The sequence below is a fragment of the Streptomyces fradiae genome (genome assembly GCF_041270065.1).
In the GTDB taxonomy this organism is placed as follows: Bacteria; Actinomycetota; Actinomycetes; order Streptomycetales; family Streptomycetaceae; genus Streptomyces.
On sequence record NZ_CP065958.1, the window covers coordinates 676983 to 702256 of the forward strand.

Annotated in this window: 24 protein-coding genes and 1 pseudogene; 11 read left to right on the forward strand and 14 right to left on the reverse strand. The window is 75.2% G+C overall.

Annotated elements, in window-relative coordinates:
* Positions 1-103: 103 nt before the first annotated feature.
* Both JAO84_RS02985 and JAO84_RS02990 read left to right on the forward strand, forming a co-directional pair.
* Complete coding sequence (locus JAO84_RS02985) at positions 104-427, forward strand: hypothetical protein (protein ID WP_370410122.1); 324 nt, start codon at positions 104-106, stop codon at positions 425-427.
* 206 nt (positions 428-633) lie between these two features.
* A complete protein-coding gene (locus tag JAO84_RS02990) occupies positions 634-1158 on the forward strand; it encodes an ATP-binding protein (RefSeq protein ID WP_265868865.1) in 525 nt (174 codons plus the stop codon).
* Between the two features lie 103 nt (positions 1159-1261).
* On the opposite strand, the gene JAO84_RS02995 is transcribed toward JAO84_RS02990, so the two are convergent.
* Genes JAO84_RS02995 through JAO84_RS03005 form a run of 3 tightly spaced genes read right to left on the reverse strand, consistent with a single transcriptional unit; the run spans position 1262 to position 4934 of the window.
* Complete coding sequence (locus JAO84_RS02995; protein WP_370410124.1) at positions 1262-3859, reverse strand: FtsX-like permease family protein; 2598 nt, start codon at positions 3857-3859, stop codon at positions 1262-1264.
* Positions 3856-4638 carry an ABC transporter ATP-binding protein gene (locus tag JAO84_RS03000; RefSeq protein ID WP_370410126.1) on the reverse strand — a complete coding sequence of 261 codons (783 nt, stop codon included), beginning with the start codon at positions 4636-4638 and terminating at the stop codon, positions 3856-3858. The genes JAO84_RS02995 and JAO84_RS03000 overlap by 4 nt, the downstream gene beginning before the upstream one ends.
* Positions 4635-4934: an SHOCT domain-containing protein gene (locus tag JAO84_RS03005; protein WP_370410128.1), complete on the reverse strand. Its 300-nt coding sequence runs from the start codon at positions 4932-4934 to the stop codon at positions 4635-4637. The genes JAO84_RS03000 and JAO84_RS03005 overlap by 4 nt, the downstream gene beginning before the upstream one ends.
* 161 nt (positions 4935-5095) lie before the next feature.
* Between JAO84_RS03005 and JAO84_RS03010 the strand changes: the two genes are divergently transcribed.
* Both JAO84_RS03010 and JAO84_RS03015 read left to right on the forward strand, forming a co-directional pair.
* Positions 5096-5680 (forward strand): TetR/AcrR family transcriptional regulator, encoded by a 585-nt coding sequence (locus tag JAO84_RS03010; RefSeq protein ID WP_370410130.1) that lies wholly within the window; start codon positions 5096-5098, stop codon positions 5678-5680.
* A gap of 38 nt (positions 5681-5718) precedes the next feature.
* Positions 5719-6303: a DUF4865 family protein gene (locus JAO84_RS03015; RefSeq protein WP_370410132.1), complete on the forward strand. Its 585-nt coding sequence runs from the start codon at positions 5719-5721 to the stop codon at positions 6301-6303.
* 27 nt (positions 6304-6330) lie between these two features.
* Here JAO84_RS03015 and cpt read toward each other — a convergent pair whose 3' ends face one another.
* The 3 genes from cpt to JAO84_RS03030 form a co-directional block, all read right to left on the reverse strand.
* Entirely contained in the window at positions 6331-6855 is a 525-nt protein-coding gene (gene cpt, locus JAO84_RS03020) for a chloramphenicol phosphotransferase CPT (protein ID WP_370416633.1), read from the reverse strand.
* 64 nt (positions 6856-6919) lie between these two features.
* Complete coding sequence (locus JAO84_RS03025; RefSeq protein ID WP_370416634.1) at positions 6920-7702, reverse strand: cyclopropane-fatty-acyl-phospholipid synthase family protein; 783 nt, start codon at positions 7700-7702, stop codon at positions 6920-6922.
* A 38-nt stretch (positions 7703-7740) separates the two neighbouring features.
* Positions 7741-8973, reverse strand: coding sequence for an ROK family protein (locus JAO84_RS03030; RefSeq protein ID WP_370410134.1), 1233 nt, complete (start codon positions 8971-8973; stop codon positions 7741-7743).
* Between the two features lie 193 nt (positions 8974-9166).
* Here JAO84_RS03030 and JAO84_RS03035 point away from each other — a divergent pair, with 193 nt between their 5' ends.
* Both JAO84_RS03035 and JAO84_RS03040 read left to right on the forward strand, forming a co-directional pair.
* Entirely contained in the window at positions 9167-10399 is a 1233-nt protein-coding gene (locus JAO84_RS03035; RefSeq protein WP_370410136.1) for an MFS transporter, read from the forward strand.
* A gap of 104 nt (positions 10400-10503) precedes the next feature.
* Positions 10504-11253 (forward strand): maleylpyruvate isomerase family mycothiol-dependent enzyme, encoded by a 750-nt coding sequence (locus JAO84_RS03040; protein ID WP_370416635.1) that lies wholly within the window; start codon positions 10504-10506, stop codon positions 11251-11253.
* Positions 11254-11268: 15 nt separating this feature from the next.
* On the opposite strand, the gene JAO84_RS03045 is transcribed toward JAO84_RS03040, so the two are convergent.
* The 3 genes from JAO84_RS03045 to JAO84_RS03055 all read right to left on the reverse strand — a co-directional run bounded on the left by JAO84_RS03045 (position 11269) and on the right by JAO84_RS03055 (position 14193).
* A complete protein-coding gene (locus JAO84_RS03045) occupies positions 11269-11931 on the reverse strand; it encodes a response regulator transcription factor (RefSeq protein WP_265868903.1) in 663 nt (220 codons plus the stop codon).
* A 77-nt stretch (positions 11932-12008) separates the two neighbouring features.
* Positions 12009-13214, reverse strand: coding sequence for a sensor histidine kinase (locus tag JAO84_RS03050; RefSeq protein ID WP_370410138.1), 1206 nt, complete (start codon positions 13212-13214; stop codon positions 12009-12011).
* A gap of 274 nt (positions 13215-13488) precedes the next feature.
* Positions 13489-14193 (reverse strand): TetR/AcrR family transcriptional regulator, encoded by a 705-nt coding sequence (locus JAO84_RS03055; protein WP_370410140.1) that lies wholly within the window; start codon positions 14191-14193, stop codon positions 13489-13491.
* Positions 14194-14352: 159 nt separating this feature from the next.
* Here JAO84_RS03055 and JAO84_RS03060 point away from each other — a divergent pair, with 159 nt between their 5' ends.
* Positions 14353-14829 carry a nitroreductase family deazaflavin-dependent oxidoreductase gene (locus JAO84_RS03060; protein ID WP_370410142.1) on the forward strand — a complete coding sequence of 159 codons (477 nt, stop codon included), beginning with the start codon at positions 14353-14355 and terminating at the stop codon, positions 14827-14829.
* A 76-nt stretch (positions 14830-14905) separates the two neighbouring features.
* Here the strand turns inward: JAO84_RS03060 and JAO84_RS03065 are convergent, their stop codons facing one another.
* Positions 14906-16312, reverse strand: coding sequence for a geranylgeranyl reductase family protein (locus JAO84_RS03065; protein ID WP_370410144.1), 1407 nt, complete (start codon positions 16310-16312; stop codon positions 14906-14908).
* A gap of 124 nt (positions 16313-16436) precedes the next feature.
* Here JAO84_RS03065 and JAO84_RS03070 point away from each other — a divergent pair, with 124 nt between their 5' ends.
* From JAO84_RS03070 to JAO84_RS03080, 3 genes are all read left to right on the forward strand, one after another.
* On the forward strand, positions 16437-17801 hold the full coding sequence (locus JAO84_RS03070; RefSeq protein WP_370410146.1) for a dipeptidase: 1365 nt from the start codon (positions 16437-16439) through the stop codon (positions 17799-17801).
* An 87-nt stretch (positions 17802-17888) separates the two neighbouring features.
* Positions 17889-18641: an MBL fold metallo-hydrolase gene (locus tag JAO84_RS03075; protein ID WP_370410148.1), complete on the forward strand. Its 753-nt coding sequence runs from the start codon at positions 17889-17891 to the stop codon at positions 18639-18641.
* A gap of 34 nt (positions 18642-18675) precedes the next feature.
* The gene (locus tag JAO84_RS03080) at positions 18676-19230 is read left to right on the forward strand and encodes a hypothetical protein (RefSeq protein ID WP_370410150.1); all 555 of its coding nucleotides are present in this window, start codon (positions 18676-18678) and stop codon (positions 19228-19230) included.
* 107 nt (positions 19231-19337) lie between these two features.
* Here the strand turns inward: JAO84_RS03080 and JAO84_RS03085 are convergent, their stop codons facing one another.
* Together JAO84_RS03085 and JAO84_RS03090 are read right to left on the reverse strand one after the other, a co-directional pair.
* A complete protein-coding gene (locus JAO84_RS03085; RefSeq protein WP_370410152.1) occupies positions 19338-20429 on the reverse strand; it encodes an NUDIX domain-containing protein in 1092 nt (363 codons plus the stop codon).
* Between the two features lie 325 nt (positions 20430-20754).
* Positions 20755-21711, reverse strand: coding sequence for an ROK family protein (locus JAO84_RS03090; RefSeq protein ID WP_370410154.1), 957 nt, complete (start codon positions 21709-21711; stop codon positions 20755-20757).
* Positions 21712-21856: 145 nt separating this feature from the next.
* On the opposite strand from JAO84_RS03090, the gene JAO84_RS03095 reads away from it, so the two are divergent.
* Positions 21857-22888, forward strand: a complete 1032-nt coding sequence (locus tag JAO84_RS03095; protein ID WP_370410155.1) for a LacI family DNA-binding transcriptional regulator — start codon at positions 21857-21859, stop codon at positions 22886-22888.
* A gap of 63 nt (positions 22889-22951) precedes the next feature.
* Here the strand turns inward: JAO84_RS03095 and JAO84_RS03100 are convergent, their stop codons facing one another.
* Both JAO84_RS03100 and JAO84_RS03105 read right to left on the reverse strand, forming a co-directional pair.
* On the reverse strand, positions 22952-23578 hold the full coding sequence (locus tag JAO84_RS03100) for a hypothetical protein (protein ID WP_370416958.1): 627 nt from the start codon (positions 23576-23578) through the stop codon (positions 22952-22954).
* 453 nt (positions 23579-24031) lie between these two features.
* A pseudogene (locus JAO84_RS03105) lies at positions 24032-25199 on the reverse strand (protein kinase); the annotation flags it as partial.
* Positions 25200-25274 lie beyond the last annotated feature (75 nt).

The window sequence follows — 25274 nt, forward strand, 5'->3', positions numbered from 1 at the left end:
CTTTGAGGGTCCATAGGAGTCCCTTGTGGACGGCCTGCTGGTGCACCCGGGCGCGGCCCGGCACACTGGAGGCGGACAGCCTGCGCGAAGGGGGCGGAGCACCATGTCGGAGCGCGAGTCGAAGCACGGGTCCGGGCCCGGACCGGAGCCGGAGTTCACGGCCACGGGGGTACGCATCGACCGCTGGCCCCGCTCGCTGACCCGCGCGGGCGAGGTGCGGATCGAGGACGGGCGCCTGTCGCTGCTCACGAGTTACGGCAGCGAGATCGACAGCGCGCCGCTCGGTACGGTGCGGGCGGGCCGCCCGTGGTTCGCCAAGGACGACGAGGCGGTGGCGACGGTCAACGGCACGCGCTACCGGCTCTCGGGCTCGGGGCGGCTCCTGGAGGCCCTGAAGAAGGCCACCGGCCACGGCCAACACCACTGACGCGGACTCCCAAGAGCCCGCTCCACCCTCTCTGACCTGCGGCGGATCGCCGCGAGTTGCGACCCGGTCACCACTGGTTCAGGCTGGAACCACCTCACTGAGGGTTTCCGAGCGGTGACGCTGCGATCCAGCCCACCGCCCTGCTACACCGCATGACAGATCCGAATCTTCGTCTTCTTCCGGACCTACTTCGGGGAGTCGCAGCCGTGATCAGCGAGCCCAGCAGGTACTGCACGGTGGAGCTCCAGGCTCTGCCGGCGCGGATCGGTCAGGTCCGCAGAATCGTTACGGCGCAGCTGCGCCACTGGCATCTCGATTCCTTGATCGACCTTGCCGCACTCGGTGTCACCGAGCTTCTGACCAATGTCCACCGGCACGCGCAGCCCGACAAGACGTGCACCGTCGAGATCGCGCTGCTGCTCGACCGCCTCACCGTCTCCGTCCGCGACAACGACCCCCGGATACCGGGCGTCGCCGAACCAGCCGCCGACGAGGACGAGTTCGCGACCTCGGGCCGCGGCCTCGCCATCATCGAGGCGATGAGCGAGAGCTGGGGCGTGCGCCCGCACGGGGAGTCCGGCAAGTGCGTCTGGTTCACCCTCCAGGCACCGTCCTCCCCGGTCGCCGTCCTCCCGGAGCTGCGCGCCGTGCACGGCGCCACCACCGACGGCCCGCTGGTCGACGCCGTACCGCTCGGCGCGCCGGGCCTGGTGGAGTCGGCGGCACGCTGACCCAAAGCGAAGCGCTCGGCGGATCGGGCGACGCGCCGAGCGGGGGCCCGGTCTCCCGGATCCCTCGCCCCTATGCGGTGTCTCGCCCTCCTCTGACGCCGGTTCACTCCGTCGCGATGGCCCGCAGCACGTCCAGGCGGGCCGCCCGGCGGGCCGGCCGCCAGGCCGCGACGACGCCCGCGGCGAGTCCGATCAGGGCGACCACCGCGAGCCGCAGCGGCGGCAGCGCGAAGCTGAACGCGCTGTCCGAGGCGCCGTCGGAGGCCGCCACCAGGACCCAGCCGAGGAAGCCGCCGAGCAGCAGCCCGCCGACCGTACCGAAGGCCGCGACCAGGACGGACTCCCAGCGGACCATGGCCCGCAGCTGCGCCCGGGTCTGGCCGACCGCCCGCAGCAGGCCCAGCTCGCGGGTGCGTTCGTGGACGGCCAGGGTCAGTGTGTTGGCGATGCCGAGCAGGGCGATCAGGACGGCGAGCGCGAGCAGCGCGTAGACCAGGGTCAGCATCATGTCGATGCCAGCCGCCGAGGACTCCGCGTACTCCTCGCGGGTCTGCACCTCGGGGTTGCCGAAGCGCTCCGCGACGTTCTGCACCGCCGCCTCGCCCGTACCCGTCGAGACGCCGTCCTCGAAGGTCACCGCGACCAGCCGGTCGGCGTCCTGGATCCGGTGCGGGGCCCAGGCCTGACGGGTGACCAGATAGTCGCCGGCCAGATCGGATCGCGCGTACACGGCCCGTACGGTGAAGGTCTGCCGGGTACCGTCGGTGAACGCCAGCTCCGCGGTGCGGCCGGGCACGAGCCCGTACCGCTCGGCCTCGTCGTCCGCCACCGCGATCCCGTCCGTGCCGAGCCCGGCCAGCGAGCCGCGTACGGCCCCGAGGTCGAGCACCCGGGAGAGCGCCGCCGGGTCCGTGACGGTCAGGGCCCGGCCCCGCCCGTCCACCTCGGCGATCCCCTGCCCCAGGCCGACGGCCGTGTCCACCTCGGGCAGCGCGGCGACGGCGGGCGCGAGACCCGGGCTCAGGCCGCTGCCGCCCGCGCCGAACGAGGGCGTGCTGACGGCCACGTCGCCCGCGAAGGAACGGGACACCGTGTCGTCCATGGTCGCCTTGAGGGAGGCGCCGAAGACGGTGAAGAGGGAGACGACGGCCACGCCGATCATCAGCGCGGTGGCGGTCGCGGCGGTACGGCGCGGGCTGCGCAGCGCGTTGCGGCGGGCGAGCCCCCGGTTGGTGCCGCGCAGCGGGCCGCCCAGGATCCGTACCGCGTACGAGGAGGCCACCGGGCCCAGGACGACGAACACGGCGAGGGCGAGCACCGCGCCGGAGCCGGCCAGCCACAGCGAGGGCACCGCGAGCACCCCGGTGAGCACCAGGCCGACGGCGAGCAGCAGCAGTCCGGCGCCGAGCGCGGTGCGGCGGTGCGAGGCGGCGGAGTCGTCGACGGCGGTCTCGCGCAGCGCGGCGAGCGGGGCGGTGCGCCCGGCCCGTACGGCGGGCAGCAGGGCCGAGCCGACGCAGACGGCGAGGCCGACGGCGAACGGCAGCACGAGGGACACCGCGCCGATCACCAGGGACCCGTCCGGGAAGGGGAAGCCGATCGCCGGGAAGAGGGCCTGCAGACCGGCGGCGATGCCGATGCCGCCGAGGAGTCCGGCCGCGGAGGCGAGCACCGCGACGGCGACCGCCTCGGCCAGGGTCATGCCGACGACCTGGCGGCGCTCGGCGCCGAGCGCGCGCAGCAGCGCGTTCTCGCGGGTGCGCTGGGCGACGACGATGGCGAAGGTGTTGTGGATGGAGAACACCGAGACCAGCAGGGCGATGCCGCTGAAGACCAGGAGCAGGGTGGTGAACAGGCCGAGGAAGCGGCCGGAGATCATCTCGTTGCTCTCGTCGGTGGCCTGCTGTCCGGTGATCGCCTCGACGTCCCGCGGGAGTACGGGTGCCAGGGCGTCGACCAGTTCCTCCTGGGAGGTGCCGGGGCCGGCCCGGACGAGGATGTCGGTGGCCTCGCCGGCCTTCGGTGCCAGGTACTTCTCGGCGTCGGCGGCGGTCAGGCCGGTGTAGGTGACCTGGCCCATGCCGTCCGCGCCGCCGAAGGTGGCCAGGCCGACGACGGTCACGCGCACCGGGTCCGGGGTGCGGAGCACGGTGGTGGAGCCGAGCGCGAGCCCGCCGGCCTCGGCGGCACCGCGGTTGACGACGACCTCGCCGGACTTCTGCGGGGCGCGGCCCTCGGCGAGGGCGTACGGGTTGAGCTCGGGGTCCTGGATCCAGGTGCCGGCCAGGGTGGGCGGGCCCTGGCCGCCGACGGGCTTGCCGTTGCCGCCGACGAGCTGGCCCGCGCCCTCGACGCGCGGGACGGCCGCCGCGACGCCCGGGACCTGGGCGATCCGGGCGGCGAGTGCGGCGTCGACCGGGCCGCGGGTGCCCTGGGTCTCGCCGGCCGCGGTCACCACGTCCGTACTGCGGACGACGGCGTCGGTGCCGCGGTTGGCGTCGGCGAACAGGGTGTCGAAGCCGGCCCGGAGGGTGTCGCCCATGACGAGGGTGCCGGTGAGGAAGGCGACGCCGAGCAGGACGGCGGCGAAGGTGCCGAGGAAGCGGCGCCGGTGGGTGCGGAGGGCGGCGAGGCCGAGGCGGAGGGCGGTGCGGGTGGTGCGGCGTGGGGTGGGCCGGGTGGTACGGCCGGTGGCGGTCATGTCAGCGCCCTCCTCCCCGCCAGGGAGTCGTGCGGCCCGTCGAGGGACTTCATCCGGTCGAGGACCCGCTCGGCGGTCGGTGCCTGCATCCGGTCGACGAGGCGTCCGTCGGCGAGGAAGACCACCTCGTCGGCGTGGGCGGCGGCCACCGGGTCGTGGGTGACCATGACGACCGTGCGGCCGGTGCCGCGCACGGTGTCGCCGAGCAGCCGCAGCACCTCCTCGCCGGAGCGGGAGTCGAGATTGCCGGTGGGTTCGTCGGCGAAGACCACGTCGGGGGCGCCGGCGAAGGCCCGGGCGACGGCGACCCGCTGCTGCTGGCCGCCGGACAGCTCGCTCGGGCGGTGGTGCAGCCGGTCGCGCAGGCCGACGGCGTCGATCAGGGCGTCGAGCCGTGCCTGCTCGGGGGCGATCCCGGCGAGGTCCAGGGGCAGCGTGATGTTCTCGGCGACGGTCAGCGTCGGCAGCAGGTTGAAGGCCTGGAAGACGAAGCCGATCCGCTCGCGGCGCAGCAGGGTGAGCCCGCGGTCGTCGAGGGCGGACAGGTCGGTGTCGCCGATCAGCGCGGAGCCCGAGGTGAGGGTGTCGAGCCCGGCGGCGCAGTGCATCAGGGTGGACTTGCCGGAGCCCGAGGGACCCATGATCGCGGTGAAGCGGCCGGCCGGGAAGGCGACGCTCACCCCGTCCAGGGCCCGGACCTCGGTGTCACCGGCGCCGTAGACCTTCACGGCGTCGACGACCCGCGCGGCGGCCGCGGGAAGCGCGGTGGTGGTGGTCATCGGCGGCGCCCCTTGTCATCGGTCGTACGCCGCCCGAACTGCTCCTCCAGGACGGTCAGCCGGCGCCAGTACTCGTCCTCGTCGATCTCGCCGGCGGCGAAGCGGTGGCCGAGCAGCGCGATCGGCGACTGCTCGTCGACGCGCGGGGTGCCGGGGCCGCCGGGGCCGCCCCAGCCGTCACGGCGGAACCGGCCGAAGCGGCGTACCAGGGTGATCGCGGTGAAGATCACGGCCGCCCAGACGAGCGGGAAGAAGAGGATCCACGGGCCGGGGCCCGCGTAAGCGAGAGTGTTCATCGTCGGTCAGCTCCTCCGGTGGTCGATACCTCGAGACTCGCTCCGGACAGGCCCCCGAGTCGTCGTACGGCCAGCGGCTTCTCGCGTACCACCCAGGGAGTACGGGCAGCGCGGGCGGCTGCTCCTCGACTCTGTACCTACTGGTATGTACAGTGAGGATCATGAGTGCTGCCAGGAGTGCCGACGCGCCGGAACGACTGATCGAGGCCACCCGCGAACTGCTGTGGGAGCGCGGTTACGTCGGCACCAGCCCGAAGGCGATCCAGCAGGCCGCCGGGGCGGGTCAGGGCAGCATGTACCACCACTTCGACGGCAAGCAGGACCTCGCGCTTGCCGCGATCCGGCGGAGCGCGGCCGAGCTGCGGGCCGCCGCCGAGCGGGTGCTCGGCGGCGAGGGCACGGCGTACGCGCGGATCGAGGCGTATCTGCTGCGCGAGCGCGACGTGCTGCGCGGCTGTCCGGTGGGGCGGCTGACGATGGACCCCGAGGTCGTCGCGAGCGCGGAGCTGCGCGCGCCGGTCGACGAGACGCTGGACTGGCTGCGCGGCCGGCTCACCGGAATCGTCCAGGAGGGCCTGGACGCCGGGGAGTTCGGCGGCCCGCTGGAGGCAGCGGAGCTCGCGGCGACGATCGTCGCGACCGTGCAGGGCGGCTATGTGCTCGCCCGCGCCTCCGGCTCCCCCGCCGCCTTCGACACGGCCGTACGCGGCCTGCTCGCGCTGCTCGCGCCCCGTGCCGCCCGCTGACCACGATGCTCGGACGACGATGTGAAGGAGCACGGTTCATGCACGCCCTGCAGTACGAGATCACCCTGCCCGCCGACTACGACATGGGGATCATCCGCGAGCGGGTGGCGACCCGCGGGCATCTGCTCGACGCCTTCCCGGGCCTCGGTCTCAAGGCGTATCTGATACGTGAGCGGGCGGACGGCTCGCCGGTGAACCAGTACGCGCCGTTCTATCTGTGGGCGGACCCGGCCGGGATGAACGCCTTCCTGTGGGGGCCCGGATTCCAGGGCATCGTCAACGACTTCGGACGGCCGGTGGTCCAGCACTGGACCGGCCTCGCGTACGACGAGGGCCCGGCGTCCGCCGAGCCGCCGCGCACCGCGACGCGCCGCCGCCGGCCGATTCCGGACCGTCTCACCCCGGCCGAGGCGGTCGAGAGCGCCCTGGAGCGGCAGGCCGCCGAGGTCAAGGCCGACGGCGTGGTGGCGCGGGCCGTCGCCGTGGATCCGCGTCACTGGGAGCTGCTCACCTTCACGCTGTGGGCCGACCCGGGTGTCGAGGAGCCGGACGCCGACCGGTTCCAGGTGCCGCACCTGTCCGCCCCGGAGCGCGCGGGTCTCGGCCCGGGACGCACCTGGTAGCCGTCCGGTGGGGACGACGGACCGGGGTCAGCGGCGCACGTGCGCCGCGATCGTCCGGGCGCAGTCGAGCGACTCGGTACGGGTGGTGTCGACCTCCAGGTCGTACGTGACGCCCTGATGGACGAGTTCGGCCTGCTGGGCCGCCATGCCGCCGGTGCGGTCGCCGCGGGCGATCTCGCGCGCGGCGGCCACCTCGGGGGCGCAGCGGACGCCGACCCACAGCACGTCGAGTCCGGCGGTGGCCGCGCGCCAGCGGTCCTGGGAGGCGGCGCCGCCGAGGAAGACGTCGTCGACGACGATCCGGGCGCCCGCCCGGGCCATCGCCACGATGCCCTCCGTCCAGGCCGCCTCCAGGGCGCGGAACTCCGGTCCGACGCGCACCGCGCCGTCCGCGTCGAACTCGATGCCGCCCGGGGTGCCTTCGAGCTTCGCGGGCAGGGCGTCGACGAAGTCGTCGACGCCGAAGGCCAGCCAGGGCTCGGGCAGCACGGCCTGGAGGCAGCGGACCATGCCGGTCTTGCCGGAGCTGGAACCGCCGTTGAGGATGATCATCCGGGTCGTCACCCGGTCACCCTAGGGGCTTCCCCGGGCGGGGTCCCAGCGGATTTCGCCCGCCTCAGCCCACCGGCACCAGCGTGAGGTACGCGATGCCGAGCAGGTCGCGGTAGCCGAGCCAGTGGCCGCGCTGCCGGTCGACCCGGGCGCGGGTCTCGGCGGCCAGCGGGTGCTCGGGGTGGGCGGCGAGCCAGAGTTCGGTGGCCTGGCGGTAGCCGGACTCGAAGGCCTCCCACTCCTCCGGGCTCGCCGTCTCGATCCAGGCGGGCCGGAAGCCCGCCTCGATCGCGAGGTCCACGAGGACGTCGAGGGTGGTGTGGTCCTCGACGCGGGCGCCGGGCCACAACCGGGCCAGCTCGGCGTCCGTGGGGATGCGCTGCCAGAAGCCCTCGCCGAGCAGGACCCGGCCGCCGGGCCGTACCAGACGGCGCAGTTCGCGCAGGATGGTGACGAGGTCGTACGGGCCGTCGGGGTCGCACAGCGCCTGGCCCGAGCCGAGGCACAGCACGGTGTCGGCGGGGCCGCGGGTCGTACCGTGGCCGGACTCCTCGACGTACTCGACACGTTCCGAGAGGCGCCGCTCGACGGCGAGCTGTCGCCCCAGGGCGAGGTCGGCGCCGTTGATGTCGATCCCGAGCCCCTTGGCGCCGGGGACGGCGGCGAGCACCCGGAGCAGCAACTCGCCCCAGCCGCAGCCGATGTCGAGCACCGTGGCGGGCGAGGCGGCGGCGAGCCGCGCGATCATGGCGTCGGCCCGGGCCTCGGACAGCGGGCCGTGGAAGGTGAGTCCGGCGCCGAAGGGCGGCGGTCCGCCGGCGGAGTCGTCTGCGGTGTCTGCGGCCATGGCGTCTGTGGCGGGGGTTTCGGTCATGGGGCGCGACCCTAGCTGGCGTCGGCCGTACCGCCCAAGGCATTTAGCGGGTCGTCGAGGACCGGCTGCCAGGCGAGTTCGGCGGCGCCGACCAGGCTGTTGTGGTCGAGGGTGCAGGGCAGGATCGGTACGCCGCCGCTGCGGCCCCACAGGCTGCGGTCGGCGACCACGGCGCGAAGCCGCCCCGGGTCGGCGTCCAGGAGCTCGCGGTGCAGGCCGCCGAGGATGATCCGGTCGGGGTTGAGGATGTTGACGAGTCCGGCGAGGCCGAGGCCGAGCCGGTCGATCAACTCCCCGGTGGCGACCCGGACTCCGGGGTCGTCGGCGTGGTCGCGCAGCAGGTCGCGGGCCTGCTGGAGCAGCGAGACCTCGGGGCCGGGGTCACGGCCCGCGGCGGTGAGGAAGGCCAGCGGGTCGGTCTCGACGTCGAGGCAGCCGCGCGAACCGCAGTGGCAGGGGCGGCCCTCGGGGTTGACGGTGAGATGGCCGACCTCCAGGGCGAGGCCCGAACTCCCGGTGTGCAGGCGCCCGTCGAGGACGAGCGCGCCGCCGACGCCGCGGTGGCCGGTGGCCACGCACAGCAGGTCCTTGGCGCCGCGGCCGGCGCCGTGCCGGTGCTCGGCGAGGGCGGCGAGGTTGACGTCGTTGCCGGTGAAGGCGGGGCCCTCGATGCCGGCGGCGCGGATCTGCTCGGCGAAGATCTCGCGCACCGGCGCACCGGCCGGCCAGGCGAGGTGCAGCGGGTTGAGCGCGGTGCCCTCCGGCTCGGCGACCGCGGAGGGCGCGGCGAGTCCGGCGCCGACACACCGCCGGCCGGTGGCGCGGAGCAGCGCGGCCCCGGCCTCGACGACGGCGCCGAGCACCTGGGCGGGGTCGGCGGAGACGGTCACACAGCCGGGGGCGGTGGCCTCGATGGTGCCGCCGAGACCGACCAGGGCGGCCCGGAAGCCGTCGGCGTGCACCTGGGCGGCGAGGGCGACGGGGCCCTTCTCGTCGACGGTGAGCCGGTGCGAGGGCCGGCCCTGGGAGCCGGCGGCGGCGCCCGGGTTGGAGTCGACGCGGATGAGGCCCAGGGCCTCCAGCTCGGCGGCGACGGCGCCGGCGGTGGCGCGGGTGACCCCGAGCTCGGCGGTGAGCACGGCGCGGGTCGGGGCCCGGCCCGTGTGCACGAGTTCGAGCGCGGGTCCGAGCGCGCTGCGCCCCCTGTCCAGCCGTGTGCGGGTCGTCGTCGCCTTGCCGTTCATGGCCCCGAGTGTCCCATGATCGCCCGCCCGGAATCCCCTGCCGTCCCGCTTTGGCCGGGTCCGAACCCTGGGGGGATGCGGCGGGAGGCTCCGGGGCGCGCGGGTCCGGGGGAAGGGGCAAGGGCGTCCGGGGGCCGGGGCGGGCGTGCCCGGCGGCTTGAATCCGGGCGGCGGTCACCCCTATCCTGAGTTTGTGCCGCTACTAAACAAAGTACGGACGGCCGTATCGGGGGGAACCCGCGGAGACACCGCCATCCTCTCCCTGACCCGCCTCCGCACCGCCCTCACCCTGTTCTTCGCCCTCGACGGATTCCTCTTCGCCGGCTGGGTGGTCCGCATCCCGGCCATCAAGCAGCAGACCGGCGCCTCGGCCGGCGACCTCGGCCTCGCGCTGCTCGGCGTGTCCGCGGGCGCGGTCGTGACCATGACGCTCACCGGGCGCCTGTGCCGCCGTTACGGCAGCCACCCCGTCACCGTCGTCACGGCCGTGCTCCTCTCGCTCTCCCTGGCCCTGCCGCCGCTGACCCGCTCCCCGCTCGCGCTCGGCCTGGTGCTTCTGGTCTTCGGCGCCGCGTACGGCGGCATCAACGTCGCCATGAACAGCGCCGCCGTCGACCTGGTCGCCGCGCTGCGCCGCCCGGTGATGCCGAGCTTCCACGCCGCCTTCAGCCTCGGCGGCATGCTCGGCGCCGGGCTCGGCGGACTCGTGGCGGGCGCCCTCTCCCCCACCGCCCATCTGCTGGGCCTCACGGCGGCCGGCCTGCTCCTGACAGCCGCCGCCGGTCCCGTACTCCTGCGGCACCCCTCCCCCGCCCCGCCCGAGGCGCTGCCGGCGCGTCCGAAGGCCGGCGGCGGACCGGCCCGTACCGCCGGAGCCCGCCGGGCCGTGGTCGTCTTCGGTGTGATCGCGCTCTGCACGGCGTACGGAGAAGGCGCGCTCGCCGACTGGGGCGCCCTGCACCTGGCGCAGGACCTGGCCGCGCACCCCGGCGTGGCGGCGGCCGGCTACTCGCTGTTCGCCCTCACCATGACCGCCGGCCGGCTCTCCGGCACCGCCCTGCTCGAACGCCTCGGCCAGACCCGCACCCTGGTCGCGGGCGGGCTCACCGCCGCCGCGGGCATGCTCCTCGGCGCGCTCGCGCCGACCGTGTGGGCCGCCCTGCTCGGCTTCGCCGTGACCGGCCTCGGCCTGGCCAACATCTTCCCGGTCGCCGTGGCCCGTGCCGGCGCCCTCGCCGGACCGAGCGGCGTCGCCACCGCGTCCACCCTCGGCTACGGCGGCATGCTCCTCGGCCCGCCGTCCATCGGCTTCCTCGCCGACTGGTTCTCGCTGCCGGTCGCCCTGACGACGGTCGCGGTGCTCGCGGCGGGGGCGGCGGCGATGGGGTGGGCGGCGCGGGACAGGCGGGCGTCCGGAAGGAGTTGAGCGGTGGGGGCCGGGAGCGCGGGGCGGGCGCACCTTGGGGGCCCGCCCGTCTCCCCCGCGCCGTCGGCCTCCGTCACCTCGTCATAATCCGTGTCATGGACACCCTGAGCATCGACACGCACATCGACGCGCTCGACACCGCGGGCAAGGCCCTCCTGACCGCCGCGGCGGCGGCCGGGACCGACGCCGAGGTCGTCACCTGCCCCGGCTGGCGGGTGCGCGACCTGCTGCGGCACACCACGATGGTGCACCGCTGGGCCACCGCCTTCGTCGCCGAGGGCCACACCTCCTACCACCCGGACGGCGGCGAACCCGATCTGGACGGCGACGCGCTTCTCGCGTACGTACGCGGAGGGCACGAGCGGCTCGTGGCCGCCCTCCGCACCGCCCCGGCCGACCTGGAGTGCTGGACCTTCCTGCCGGCGCCGTCGCCGCTCGCCTTCTGGGCGCGCCGCCAGGCGCACGAGACCACTGTTCACCGGGCGGACGCCGAGTCGGCGCTCCCGGCCGGCCCGGGCCCGGTGGACCCGGCGCTCGCCGCCGACGGCGTGGACGAGCTGCTGCGCGCGATGCACGGCCGGGACAAGAGCCGGGTGCGTACGGAGCGGCCCGCCCTGCTGCGGGTCCGGGCCACGGACACCGGCGACCTCTGGGACGTACACCTGTCCCCGGAGGCTCCCCGGACCGAGCGCGACGCGGACGGCACCCGCCCCGCCGACTGTGAACTGAGCGGGCCCGCCGACCGGTTGTATCTGACGCTGTGGAACCGGCTGCCGCTCGATGCGGTGCGGATGTCCGGGGACGCGGGGCTCGCCCGGTTGTGGCGGGAGAACTCGGCCATCACCTGGTCGTAGGCGCAGAGCGGCGGTTCAGCCGAGCCAGCCGGGGCGCACCAGGCCCGACTCGTAGGCGAGAACGACGAGTTGGGCCCGGTCGCGGGCGCCGAGTTTCACCATCGTGCGGCTGACGTGGGTCTTGGCGGTCAGCGGGCTGACGACGAGGCGGCGGGCGATCTCCTCGTTGGACAGGCCGAGGCCGACCAGGGCCATCACCTCCCGCTCCCGCTCGGTGAGTTCGCCGAGGCCGACGGTCCGGGCGGGCGCCTTGGAGCGGGCCGCGAACTCCTCGATGAGGCGGCGGGTCACGCCGGGCGAGAGCAGCGCGTCGCCGTCCATGACCGCGCGCACGGCCCGCAGCAGTTCCTCGGGCTCGGTGTCCTTCACCAGGAAGCCCGAGGCGCCGGAGCGGATCGCCTCGAAGACGTACTCGTCGAGCTCGAAGGTGGTCAGCATGACCACCTTCACCGCGGCGAGTTCCGGGTCGGCGGTGATCTCGCGGGTGGCGGCGAGGCCGTCGAGGCGGGGCATCCGGATGTCCATCAGGACCACATCGGGGCGCAGGGCGCGGACCCGCTCGACGGCCTCCGCGCCGTCCGCGGCCTCGCCGGCGACCTCGATGTCCGGCTGGGCCGACAGGAGGGCGTGGAAGCCGGCCCGGACCAGGGACTGGTCGTCGGCGAGCAGGACGCGGATGGGTGGTGCCGGTGTGCCGGGCGGCTCCAGTGTGCCGGGCGACTCGGGCGTGTCGGGTGTCTCGGGGCTCGCGGGGCTCAACGGATCGGCTCCTCGGGGCGGACGGGGAGGCTGGCGCGCACCCGGAAGCCGCCGTCCGGCCGGGTGCCCGCCTCGATGGTGCCACCGAGCGCGGCGGCCCGCTCCCGCATTCCGGCAAGTCCGTTGCCGCTGCCGCCCGCGTCGCCGCCGGTGGCCGGTCCCGCGTCGTCGACGCTGACCTCCAGGGTGCCGGCGCGGTAGCCGAGGACGACGGTGGCGGTGCGGGAGCCGGAGTGGCGGACCACGTTGGTGAGCGCCTCCTGCACGATCCGGAACGCGGCGAGTTCCGTCCCCGGCGGCAGCCGTCTGGGCCGCCCCTCGGTCTCGGTGCGTACGGTGAGGCCGGCCGCGGCGGCCTGCTCGACCAGCTCCGGGAGCCGGTCCAGGCCGGGGGCGGGCGCTCGGGGTGCGTCGCCGGGAGCCCGCAGGGTGTCGAGCACCTGCCGCACCTCGCCGAGGGCCTCCTTGCTGGCGGCCTTGATGGTGGTGAGCGCGGTGCGGGCCTGGGTCGGGTCCGAGTCGAGGAGCGCGAGGCCGACGCCGGCCTGGACGTTGATCACGGAGAGGGAGTGGGCGAGGACGTCGTGCAGCTCGCGGGCGATCCGCAGGCGCTCCTCGTCGGCCCGGCGCCGCTCGGCGGCGGCCCGTTCGGCGCGCTCCTTGGCCCACTGCTCGCGGCGCACCCGGACGAGTTCGGATGCGGCGAGGATGGCCACGACGAACGCGGCGGTCGGGAGTTCCTGCCCCCAGGGCGCCGGGCCGTCGCCGGCGGGCGGGAGATACCGGTACAGCCAGTGCGCGATCAGCAGGTGTCCGGCCCAGAGCGATCCGAGCGCCCACCACGCGGCGCGGCGGTGGCCGTGCACGACGGCGGCGAAGCAGGCGAGCGCGACGGGGACGAAGACCGGACCGTACGCGAATCCCGCGGCCAGGTACGCGAGGGTCACCGCCGCCACGGCGGACACGACGGGCACGGGGCGGCGGTGGCGGAGGAGCAGCGGCAGGACGGCGAGGACGAGGAGGGTGCGGGCGAGTCCGTCGATCGCGACGCGCTCGGGCTGGTTGCGGGCGGCGAAGCCGGAGCCGACCAGCACGAACACCCCGACGGCCAGCGTCGACCGCCAGGGCAGCCCATGGCGCTCCCAGCCGCCCCACGGCCCGCCGGGCCGGGGCCCCCGCCTGCTGCTCGGCTCTTCGTCCATGCGCCCCACGCTAGACGCGCCTGGCCCGCGGGGGCGTCCGCCGGGCGGGGTGGTCACCCGTACTCCCGGGGGAGTACGAGTGGGGGCGCGGGTGGCGCGGGTGCCGTTCCGGTGACCGCATTCGGGACTGCATGATTTACGGCGCGGCCGGGTCCCGCGGAGGATCAAGGGCCTCCATTCCGCGCCACAAATCACGCTTCACGTCCCGAACGCGGCCCCCTGCACGTCCCCCGCGCCCTCGGTCTCGGCCCGCCCGCCCGGCCGGCCGCCCCGGTCACGGCTTCGGCAGGAGCCCCACGTCGCGGCCGAGCCGTTCCGCCGCCGCCGCGAAGAAGGCGTCGCGGTCCTCCACGACGTTGTTGAACTGGCCGAACACCTCGAAGGAGATCAGGCCGAAGAGCTGGGCCCAGGCGAAGACGAGGGCGACCGCGAGCGGCGGTGGCAGGTCGGGGGCGAGGTCGTCGGCCAGCCGCTCGGCCTCGGGGTGGAGGGTGGCCGGGAGCGGCGGCGGGGCGACGGCCTTGTCGTCGTACGCGGCCCGGGCGGTGGACACGAGGAGCAGGCCGACGCGGGAGGCGGGCACGACGGTGTCCTGCGGGGCGGAGTAGCCGGGGACCGGGGAGCCGTAGATCAGGGCGTACTCGTGGGGGTGCGCCACCGCCCAGGCGCGGACGGCGCGGCAGACGGCGGTCCAGTGGGCGAGGTGGTCGCCGGGGGCGGCGGTCTCGGCGGCGGCGCGGGCCTGTTCGGCGGCGGCGCCGACGGAGTCGTACGCGTCGATGATCAGCGCGGTCAGCAGGTCGTCGCGGCTCGGGAAGTAGCGGTAGAGCGCGGAGGAGACCATGCCGAGCTCGCGCGCGACGGCGCGCAGCGAGAGCTTGGCCGCGCCTTCGGCGGCGAGCTGTCGGCGGGCCTCGTCCTTGATGGCGGCGGTGATCTCGATCCGGGCGCGGGCGCGGGCTCCTTGAACGGTGGTCATGGAGAGCAGTCTGCCATGTTTCGGAGCACCGCACTGAAATGAGAGCACTGCTCTTGCTTGAGAGCGCCGATCCGTGCACACTGGTCTCAAGCGAGAGCACTGCTCACACTTTGGAGCGGCGCTCACCCCATACCTCGTGCCCGCCGCCTGGAGGCTCCGATGTCCGCCCACACCCCCGCCCACGTCATGAAGCCCGGCTGGTTCACCGTCCACGTGATGAACCGCTTCGTCGCCTGGATCACCCGGCGCGGCATCAGCGTCTGGGGCTCCCGGGTACTCGCGGTGCGCGGCCGCAAGAGCGGCGAGTGGCGCCGTACCCCGGTCAATCTGCTGACGGTGGACGGCGCCCAGTACCTCGTCGCCCCGCGCGGCCACGTCCAGTGGACCCACAACATGCGCGCGGCGGGCGGCGGCGAGCTGCACCTCGGCAAGCACGTGCAGACGTTCACCGCCGTCGAGGTCGGCGACGACGACAAGCCAGTGCTGCTCCGCGCCTACCTGAAGCGCTGGAAGGCCGAGGTCGGTGTGTTCTTCGAGGGCGTCGGCCCGGACTCGACGGACGAGGAGCTGCGCGCCATCGCGCCCAGGCACCCGGTCTTCCGGATCGACGCCATCGCCGACATCGCAGGCGCCTGAGCGGCCTGGCGGAATGGCAAAGGGCGGGGTCGGCCAGTGGCCGGGCCCCGCCCTCACGCTTCCGTTCCCGCCGGGCCTACCGCGCGTCGGCTGCGGGCTCGTCCTTCGCCGGCGTCACACCGCGGCCCGCCGGGCCCACGCCCACCGAGGTGTCCATCGACCGGTCGAGCAGGTCGAGCGCACGGCGCGCCAGGCCGTTGCCCCGCACCATGCCCGCCAGCGTCGTCACGCCACGGGTGATGTCCGCGAAGGCCTTCCAGGCCGGCCGCACACCGGTGATCGCCGCGTGCAGCAGCCCCGGCCGGCGCTCGAAGACCGCGAGCATCCGCCGGCCCACCGCCATCTCGACGCCCAGACCGGCCTTGATGGCGAACGCGTAGTTGAGCGCCTGCCGCCGCGCGTCCACGGCGTCGCCGGCCTCCGCGATCCGGACCGCCCACTCCCCCGCGAGTCGCCCGGAGCGCAGCGCGAAGGAGATCCCCTCGCGGGTCCACGGCTCGAGCAGGCCCGCCGCGTCGCCGCACACCAGGACCCGGCCGCGGGAGAGCGGCGAGTCGTCGGTGCGGCAGCGGGTCAGGTGGCCGGAGGAGACGGCCGGTTCGAAGCCCGCGAGCCCGAGGCCCGCGACGAAGTCCTCCAGATAGCGCTTGGTGGCCGCGCCCTCGCCGCGCGCCGAGATGACGCCGACGGTGAGCGTGTCGCCCTTGGGGAACACCCATCCGTAACTGCCCGGCAGCGGACCCCAGTCGATGAGGACCCGGCCCTTCCAGTCCTCCGCGACCGACGCGGGCACCGGGATCTCGGCCTCCAGGCCGAGGTCGACCTGGCCGAGCTTGACCCCGACGTGTGCTCCTATGCGGCTGGCGCTGCCGTCGGCGCCGACGACCGCGCGGGCCAGCACGGTCTCGCCGTCGGCGAGGACCACGGCGACCGTGCGGCGGTCCGGCACGGACGGGCCGTGCTGCTCCACCCGGCTGACGGTCACTCCGGTGCGCAGCTCGGCGCCCGCCTTCTGGGCGTGCTCCACCAGCTGGGCGTCGAACTCGGGCCGGTTGATCAGGCCGAAGAGCATCTTCCGGGAGCGGCGGGTACGGGCGAAGCGCCCGCCGAGCTGGAAGGTGACGGCGTGCACACGGTCCTGCAGGGGCAGTTCGAAACCGGGCGGCAGCGCGTCGCGCGACGGGCCGATGATGCCGCCGCCGCAGGTCTTGTAGCGGGGCAGCTCGGCCTTCTCCAGGAGCAGCACCCGGCGGCCGGACACCGCCGCCGCATAGGCCGCCGAGGCCCCGGCGGGGCCGGCGCCGACGACGACCACGTCCCAGACCTGCTGTCCGTCGTGCTGTCCGGCGTCCGGATCAACCGGCCCGGAGCCGGTCTCCGCCAAGCCTTCCGCCGCGCCCTCGTCCGCTCCGGCGTCTGCGTTCTCGCTGCTCACGATGTGCTTCTGCTCCTGATCCGACCGGTGGTTCCTGCTCTGCCGCATCCTACGGCCCGGTAGCGGGGCCCGGCCGGGCCGGGCCGCCCCGCGCGTAGGATCGACCGTGCGTTCGCCGTACAACCGAACACGGCGTCGTCCTCACAACGTCGCACCCACCAGGAGCGTGCCCATGACCGCGAATCCGATCGCCGAGACCGTCGCATCCCTGATGCCCCGCGCCAAGGCGGAGCTGACGGAGCTGGTGGCCTTCCAGTCGGTCGCGGACGAGGCCGTCGCCCCGCGCAGCGAGTGCGAGGCCGCCGCGAACTGGGTGGCCGACGCGCTGCGCGCCGAGGACTTCCAGGACGTGGCGCTGCTCGACACCCCGGACGGTTCGCAGTCGGTGTACGGCGTGCTGCCCGGCCCGGCGGGCGCGCCGACCGTGCTGCTCTACGCGCACTACGACGTGCAGCCGATGCTGGTGGAGGCGGCGTGGCTGACCCCGCCGTTCGAGCTGACCGAGCGCGCGGACGGGCGCTGGTACGGGCGCGGCGCGGCCGACTGCAAGGGCGGCTTCGTCATGCACCTGCTCGCGCTGCGCGCGCTGAAGGCCAACGGCGGCGTGCCGGTCACGGTCAAGGTGATCGTGGAGGGCTCGGAGGAGCAGGGCACCGGCGGTCTGGAGCGGTACGCGGAGGCGCACCCCGAGCTGCTGACGGCCGACGCGATCGTGATCGGCGACGCGGGCAACTTCCGCGTCGGGCTGCCGACGGTGACGGCGACGCTGCGCGGAATGACGATGATCCGGGTCAGCGTCGACACGCTGCAGGGCAATCTGCACTCGGGCCAGTTCGGCGGTGCCGCGCCGGACGCGCTCGCGGCGCTCATCCGGATCCTCGACTCGCTGCGCGCCGAGGACGGTTCGACCGTGATCGACGGTCTGCCGGCGGACGCGGCGTGGGAGGGCCTGCAGTACCCGGAGGCGGACTTCCGCAAGGACGCGAAGGTGCTCGACGGGGTGGACCTGCCGGGCAACGGCACGGTGGCCGACCGCATCTGGGCCCGTCCGGCCGTGACCGTCATCGGCATCGACGCCCACCCGGTGGCCGGCGCCACCCCGTCCATCCCGGCGAGCGCCCGTGCGCAGATCAGCCTGCGGGTGCCGCCCGGCCAGGACGCGGCGAAGGCGACGGAGCTGCTGATCGCGCACATCGAGAAGCACACGCCGTGGAACGCGCGGGTCGCCGTCGAGCAGGTCGGCCAGGGCCAGGCGTTCCAGGCGGACACCTCCAGCCCGGCGTACGCGTCGATGGCGGAGGCGATGAAGGTCGCGTACCCGGGTCTGGAGATGCAGACGGCCGGCATGGGCGGCTCGATCCCGCTGTGCAACACGCTGGCCACGCTCTACCCGGAGTCGGAGATCCTGCTGATCGGCCTGAGCGAGCCGGACGCGCAGATCCACGCGGTGAACGAGTCGGTGTCGCCGGAGGAGCTGGAGCGCCTGTCGGTGGCGGAGGCGCACTTCCTGGTCAACTACGCCCGCTCGAAGGCGTAAGCGGTTCGCCGGGCTCACGCTCTGGGCGGAACTCGCCCAGAGCGTAGACCGGCCCGCCGGGCGGGGTGCCGCGCGTACGTTCGCGGCATGGACCTCACAGACCTGGAACTCGTGGAGATCACTCCCCGGCTGCACATGCTCCGCTTCCCCATCGGCCAGGCCTATCTCTGGTGCGACGGCGCGGAGTCGACCCTGATCGACGCCGGCTGGGCCGGTGCGGCGGACCAGATCGAGGCGGCGCTGCGCGGCGCCGGTCTTGACCCGTCCGGCATCCGCCGGATCGTGCTCACCCACGGCCACCGCGATCACGTGGGCGCGGCCGGGGAGTTGGCGGACCGCTTCGGCGCCGAGATCCTGGCGCACGCTCTCGACGCCCCGTACGTCCGGGGCGAACTCCCCGTCCCCGAGCCCGATCTGCTGGACTGGGAGCGCCCGATCCACGAGCACGGGCTCACCAGCCCGGAGGCACCGCCGACCCGGGTGGACCGCGAGCTCTGGGGCGGCGAGCTGCTCGACTTCGGCGACGGCGCGGTCGTCGTGCACGGACCGGGCCACACGCCCGGCTCGATCGCGGTTCATCTCCCGCGCCACGGCGTGCTGTTCACCGGTGACACGGTGGCCTCGGTGCCGGACGTGATGTTCGGCGTCCTCCACGTGGACCGGGCGGAGGCGCTCGCCTCGATGGGCCGCCTCGCGGACCTTCGTCCGTCGGTGCTGTGCTGCGGGCACGGCGAGCCGGTGACCGAGGACACGGCGGAGCGCTTGGCGAAGGCGTTCACGAAGGCGGCGGAACCGGCCCCGTCCGTCCCTGACTTCGCGCCGGGAACCGGCGAGGTCTGACTGATCGTCTCCTCCTTGTCGAACAGGGGGAAGCATGTCAGAGGAGCCGACGGACGAGGAGCGGTCCCGGCGGATCCGCCGGGCCGGGATCCTGGGCGGGGTGATCGGTGCCGGGGTCGGCGGCGTGGTCATGGGCGCCGAGTCGCTCAACGCCGTGGCCGGGGGCTTCCCCTGGTGGGTCGTGGCCCCGTTCGCGGTCGCGGCCACCGCCGCCGGCGCGTGGGGCGGTGCGCGGCTCGGGCGCGAGCACCGGGTGCGCGCCGATTCGCTGGAGCCGGGCGAGACCGTGCTCAACGAATACGGGGTGTGGCACGCCCCCGCCCCGCCGCCGAGCCGCACCACCCAGGCCGAACACGCCCCGTACCAGCTGCGCACGACCACCCGCCGGATGCAGCTCTGGGAAGGCTCGACCCTGCTGTGGGAGCACCCCTATCACGGCGTGGTCCTGGAAGCGGACGGGCCGCGGCTGCGCGTGCTGCACGGGGGCGTGGCGATCGCCCTTCTGGAGACCTCGGGCCACCCGGAGATGCCGGAGACGGTCCGACTCGTCGCCTCCCGGATCGCCGCCCGCGGCTACGGGCGGCGCTGACGGGTGAAGGGGCGGCGCCAGGCCGTCTTTCGGCTCGGGCCGGATCAGGCTGGCGTCGGGGGCGCCGGCAAGATCCGGAGGACACGACCCAGCCGGACCCGAGGGCCTCAGCCCACCGGGACGCCCGCCTCCAGGTTCAGGACCGTGCCGCGTTCGCGGGCGCGCAGGGCCCAGTGGAGGCGGGTGTAGCGGACCGGGGGGAGGAGGTCGGCGGCTTCGGCTTCGGTGACGAAGCGCCAGGCGCGGAGTTCGGCGCCGGGCAGGAGGAGGCGTTCGGCGTCGGCGGAGCAGAGGCGGCCGCCGTCGAAGAGCAGGCGGAGGCCGCCGTAGCCGGGGGGCTGGGGGCGTTCCCAGTCGACGAGGAGCAGCCGGGGCACGGTGTCGAGGCGGAGCCCGATCTCCTCGGCGACCTCGCGCATGCCGGCCCGGGCGGGTGCCTCGCCCGGTTCGACGACGCCGCCGGGGAACTCCCAGCCGGGCTTGTAGGTGGGGTCGACGAGCAGGAAGCGATCGTCCTCGTCGAAGAGCAGCACCCCGGCGGCCAGGGTCTCGCCGGTCGGTTCGGGGGTCTGGACGATCCCGCAGGGGGCGGCGCGGCCGGTGGTGACGGCGTCGGCGACGGCCCGGGCGGTCTCGGCCGCGGTCAGCACGGAGTTGTCGACGGTGTACGCGTCGGAGGCGAGCCAGCCGTCGAGGGCGCTCCGGTAGCGGTCGAGCTGGCCGAGGCACCAGCGGCCCGAGCGGGCCGCGGCATCGGCCGGGGCCTCGCCGGTGGACCGGGCGGTGACGGCCGCCTCGGCGGCGTCGACGGCGCCCACGAGCGCGGCACGGCCCTCTATCCGCTCCCGCAGGATCGTTTCGTCGGGAGCGAGCACCACATGCCGGACCTCGATCCGGCGGGCGGCGAGGCCGCCGAAGATCTCGTCCCGGTACTCCTGCCGCAACAGGGTCATCGGGACCACGAGCACCCCGCCCAGCTCGGCGAGGAGCGCGGCGGCGGTGTCCACGACGAGGCGGCGCCAGATCGGCAGGTCCTGGAAGTCGGTGACCTCCGCTAGACGCTTCCGCGGGAGCAGCCGGCTCAGCGCGCCACCGGTGGCCTCGGGGTCGTACAGCGTGCTGTCCGGGATCAGCTCGACCAGTTCGCGCGCGGTGCTGGACTTCCCCGCGCCGAACGCCCCGTTGATCCAGATGATCACGATTCCCCCTCATCGTCGGCCCCAGGTGGCTTGCCCGCACCACCCTGCCACGGAAACCACCGGGCGGCGGCGGTCCGGCGCACGCCCCCGCGCGCGGCCGTTCGCCGGTCTGCGGCAGGGGTCCGGCGCCCGCCCGGTACGTGCCGGGGCGGTGCGGAGCGGTGCGCGCCGGGCCGTACCGGACCCGACCGGAAGCCGCCGGACACGTCGGGCGCGGTGGCGGTACGGCGCGGAGGGCCCCGCCCCGCCGGCCGCACGGCGCCTCCGCGCGCCCTGCGTGCGCCCCGCGTACGCCCTACGGCCCGGCCCGCGCCGCCGGGTGCGCTCAGCCTCGTATCGGAGCCGTACTCGCGTCCGTACGCGGGGCGGCGGCCGCGGCGGCGCCGAGCAGGCCGGCGTCGGTGCCGGTGAGGGCGGGCACGACCGTGAGGCCGCGGACGAAGGAGAGCGTGGCGTACGAGCGGAGGCTGCGGCGCAGCGGGGCGAAGAGGACCTCGCCGGCGCCGGCCACTCCCCCGCCGACGACCGCGATGTCGATCTCGACCAGGGAGGCGGTGGCGGCGATCCCGGCGGCCAGGGCCTGGGCGGCGCGCTCGAAGGAGGCGGCGGCCACCGGGTCGCCGGCCCGGGCGGCGGCCGCCACCGCGGCGGCGGAGGCGTCGCCGTCCGGGCCGGGCCGCCAGCCGGCCTCCAGAGCGCGGCGGGCGATGTGCGGGCCGCTGGCGATGCGCTCGACGCAGCCGCGTCCGCCGCAGGCGCAGGGGTCGCCGTCCAGGTCGACGCTGATGTGGCCGATGTGACCCGCATTGCCGGTGGGGCCGGGGTGGAGCCGCCCGTCGAGGACGAGGCCGCCGCCGACGCCGGTGGAGACGACGAGACAGAGCGCGTTGTCGTGGCCGCGCGCCGCGCCCTGCCAGTGCTCGGCGGCGGTCATCGCGACGCCGTCGCCGACCAGGGTGACGGGCCGTCCGCCGGTGGCCCGTTGCACCCGTTCGACGATCGGGAAGTCGCGCCAGCCGGGCACGTTGACCGGGCTGACGGTGCCGGCCGAAGCGTCCACCGGGCCCGCGCTGCCGATGCCGACGGCCCCGGCGGAGGCCCACAGCGGGGAGCCGGCGAGTTCGTCGAGCACCGCCGTCACGGCCTTCATCACCGTCTCGCCGTCCTCGCGCGCGGGCGTCGGCCGCTGGGCGCGCACCTGGATGCGGCCCCCGGCGTCGACCAGCGCTCCGGCGATCTTGGTGCCGCCGATGTCGAGGGCGACGACGAGGTCTGTGCTCATGGGCTCCGGATCTCCGTGGGGACGGTGGGTGCGACCTACAGTCTTCCCGCCTCTGACAACGTTGTCCAGGGCCTATGCTCGACAGCAACGAGATCGATACGCATCTGAGCGCCCGATCGCACACCCGACGGAGGAACCTCGCACCGTGGCCGACATCGCCCGCCGCCCCGAGCACCGTTACGGCAATCGGCCCACCATGAAGGACGTCGCCGCCCGGGCGGGCGTGGGCCTGAAGACCGTCTCACGGGTGGTCAACGGCGAGCCGGGCGTCACGCCCGACACCGAGCGCCGGGTGCAGGAGGCCATCGAGTCGCTCGGCTTCCGCCGCAACGACAGCGCGCGGGTGCTGCGCAAGGGGCGCACGGCGTCGGTCGGACTGGTCCTGGAGGACCTCGCCGACCCGTTCTACGGACCGCTGAGCCGCGCCGTCGAGGAGGTGGCGCGGGCGCACGGGGCGCTGCTCATCAACGGTTCGAGCGCCGAGGACCCCGAGCGCGAGCAGGAGTTGGCGCTCGCGCTGTGCGCGCGCCGGGTGGACGGGCTCATCGTCATCCCGGCGGGCGGCGACCACCGTTATCTGGAGCCGGAGATGCGGGCGGGCGTGGCCACGGTCTTCGTGGACCGGCCGGCGGGCCGGATCGAGGCGGACACGGTGCTCTCGGACAGCTTCGGCGGCGCCCGGGCGGGCGTGGCGCACCTGATCGCGCACGGGCACCGGCGGATCGGCTTCATCGGCGACAGCCCGCGCATCCACACCGCGACGGAGCGGCTGCGCGGCTACCGGGCGGCGATGGAGGACGCGGGGCTCGATGTCGCCGAGGGGTGGGTGTCGCTCGGGCCGACGGATCCGGAGCGGGTCGCGGCGGCGGTCGAGGCGATGCTGTCCGGTCCTGAGCCGGTGACGGCGCTGTTCGCGGGCAACAACCGGGTGACGGTCACGGCGGTCCGGGTGCTCGCGGGGCGCGAACGGCCGGTCGCGCTGGTCGGGTTCGACGACATCGAGCTGGCCGATCTGCTGGGCATCACGGTCATCGCGCAGGACGCGGCGGCGCTCGGCCGCACGGCGGCGCAGCGGCTGTTCCGGCGCCTCGACGGGGTGGCCGGGGCGCCGGAGACGACGGTCCTCGCGACGCGGCTGATCGCCCGGGGCTCGGGCGAGATCGCGCCGCCGGCCTGACGCGTGGCGGCCTGACGCGTGGCGGCCTGACGCGTGGCGGCCTGACGCGCGCGGAGGCCGGGTTCAGCAGATCGGGAGGCCCGGCACCGGCTGGTCGTTGTTGCCGCCCTTGATGTAGACGACGCTGAAGTACACGTTGGTGTTGCCGCTGTCGTCGTCGGTCCTGGCCCACCAGGTGTTGGTCCACCGGCCGTAGGTCTCGCGGCGGCCCAGGTCGACCTGGCAGTAGAAGTAGTTCGTACCGGCGTTCAGGACGCCCATCTCGCCGCCGTCGTGGCGGTACGTCTTCTCCGTGCGCCACACCTGGCAGTCGTACTTCCCGCCGCCCTTCGCGGTGCAGCCGCCGCCGCTCGACGGCGTGGGTACGGGTACCGGCGCGGGCGCGGTCTGGGTGCCGCCGGTGCGGGCGGGCGTGGGTGCGGTGGTCGGCCGGGTTCCGGGCCGGGCCGACGAGGGCGCGGACGGGGAGGCCGACGGCTTGCCGCCCTCCCGCGAGGGCGTCGCGGACGCGGACGGCCGCCCGCCGGGCGCGCCCGGGTCGAGAACCCGTCCGGCATCGCCGGTGGGCCGCGCCGACTCCGCCCCGCCGGCGACCGGCTCACGGCCATTGCCCTGGCCGCTGTCGCGGTCGAGCAGCGCGTACGTCACCCCGCCGCCGACAAGCAGCACGCCCGCGACGGCTGCGGCCACCAGCGCCGCCCCAGACCGCTTGCGCGCGGGCGGCCCTGCGGGGCCGCCCCGCCCTCCGTACGCCACGGGGCTCGTCGCCGGCGCGACCGCCGGACCGAAGCCCTGGGGCGGGCGCGGTACGGCGCCGGGCTCGGTGGGCGCCCACCCCGACGCGGCCGGGCCGCCGGCCTCGGGCCGCGACGGTGCGGCGTGCGTTGCCGCAAGGCTGCCGGGCGGCACGGCTTCCTGCGCGGGCGCAGCAGGCGATGCCGTCCGACGCCCGGCCACCGGCCCGGTCGGTACGGGCTCCTGCCCGAACGGGGACGCAGAACTGCCGCCCTCGGGCCGCAGCGACACGACGCCCGGGCCGGTCGGCATCCACTCCCGCCCGGCCGCGGTGGGCGGCACCGCCGAGCCGCCGCCCGCGACCCAAGGCGATCCGGGTTCCTCCCCGAGCGGCCCCACCGGGCCGCCGGCCTCCGGCCGGAGCGGTACGGCTCCCTGCCCGGCCTGCGGCCACGCCTGCGCGGGCGCGGCAGACGATGCCACCGGATGCCCGGCCTCCGGCCGGGGCGGCACCGGCTCCTGCCCGGCCGGCACCCACGGCTGCGTCGCCTCTGCCGGTACGGCACCGGGCGCGCCCGGGACCGGGCCCGCCGCGCCCGCCAGAGCGGGAGCCCCGGCCGCCGGCGGCGGCGCCACGCCCGGCCCCGCCGCCGCACGCCTGGCCTCCGGCCGGGGCGGTACGTGCTCCTGTGCGGTAGGCGTCCACGGCTGCACCGGGACCGCCGAGGCCGGCTCCTCGGTCCCCGCCGCCACCGCCCGCAGCAGCCCCGCCGCCGTTCTCGCGTCCGGGCGGCGGGTGGGGTCCTTCTCCAGGAGGCGGAGCAGGACCGGGGTCAGGGGGCCGGCGTGGTGGGGGGGTGGGGAGGGGGTCGACGACGATGGCGTTGAGCGTGGACCAGGTGGAGGTGCGGCGGAAGGGGGAGGCGCCCTCGACCGCCGCGTAGAGGGTGGCGCCGAGGGCCCAGACGTCGGAGGGCGGGCCCGGCTGCTGTCCCTGGGCGCGTTCGGGGGCCAGGTAGTCGAGGGAGCCGACGATCTCGCCGCTGCGGGTGAGGTGGGTGGCGGAGCCGTCGCCAGGGTCGTCCATCGCGGCGATGCCGAAGTCCGTCAGGACGACCCGCCCACCGCGGTCGAGGAGCACGTTGCCCGGCTTGACGTCGCGGTGCAGCACGCCCGCCTCGTGCGCGGCGGCGAGCGCCTCCAGGACGGCGGCGCCGATGCCGGCCGCCTCCCGCGGGTCGAGGACACCGCGTTCGCCGAGCACGCCGTCGAGGGACGGTCCTTCGACGAGCTCCATGACGATGACGGGCCGGCCCTGATGCTCGGTCACGTCGTGGACGGCGACCACTCCGGGGTGGCGGACCCGGGCCGCCGCCCGCGCCTCGCGCTGCATGCGCAGCCGCAGCTCTTCCAGCTCCGGCCCCGACGCGTCGTTGTAGGTGCGCAGTTCCTTGACGGCCACCTCGCGGCCGAGGACCTCGTCGACCGCGCGCCAGACGACCCCCATGCCGCCGCGGCCGAGTTGGCCCACCAGACGGTAGCGGCCGGCCAGCCGCTCGTACTCCCCCGAAGACACCCGTGCCCCGTTCCTCTGTCGGCTGCGATGAACGCGTACAGAGTACGGGGCACGGGGCACGGACCGTGGCCCTGC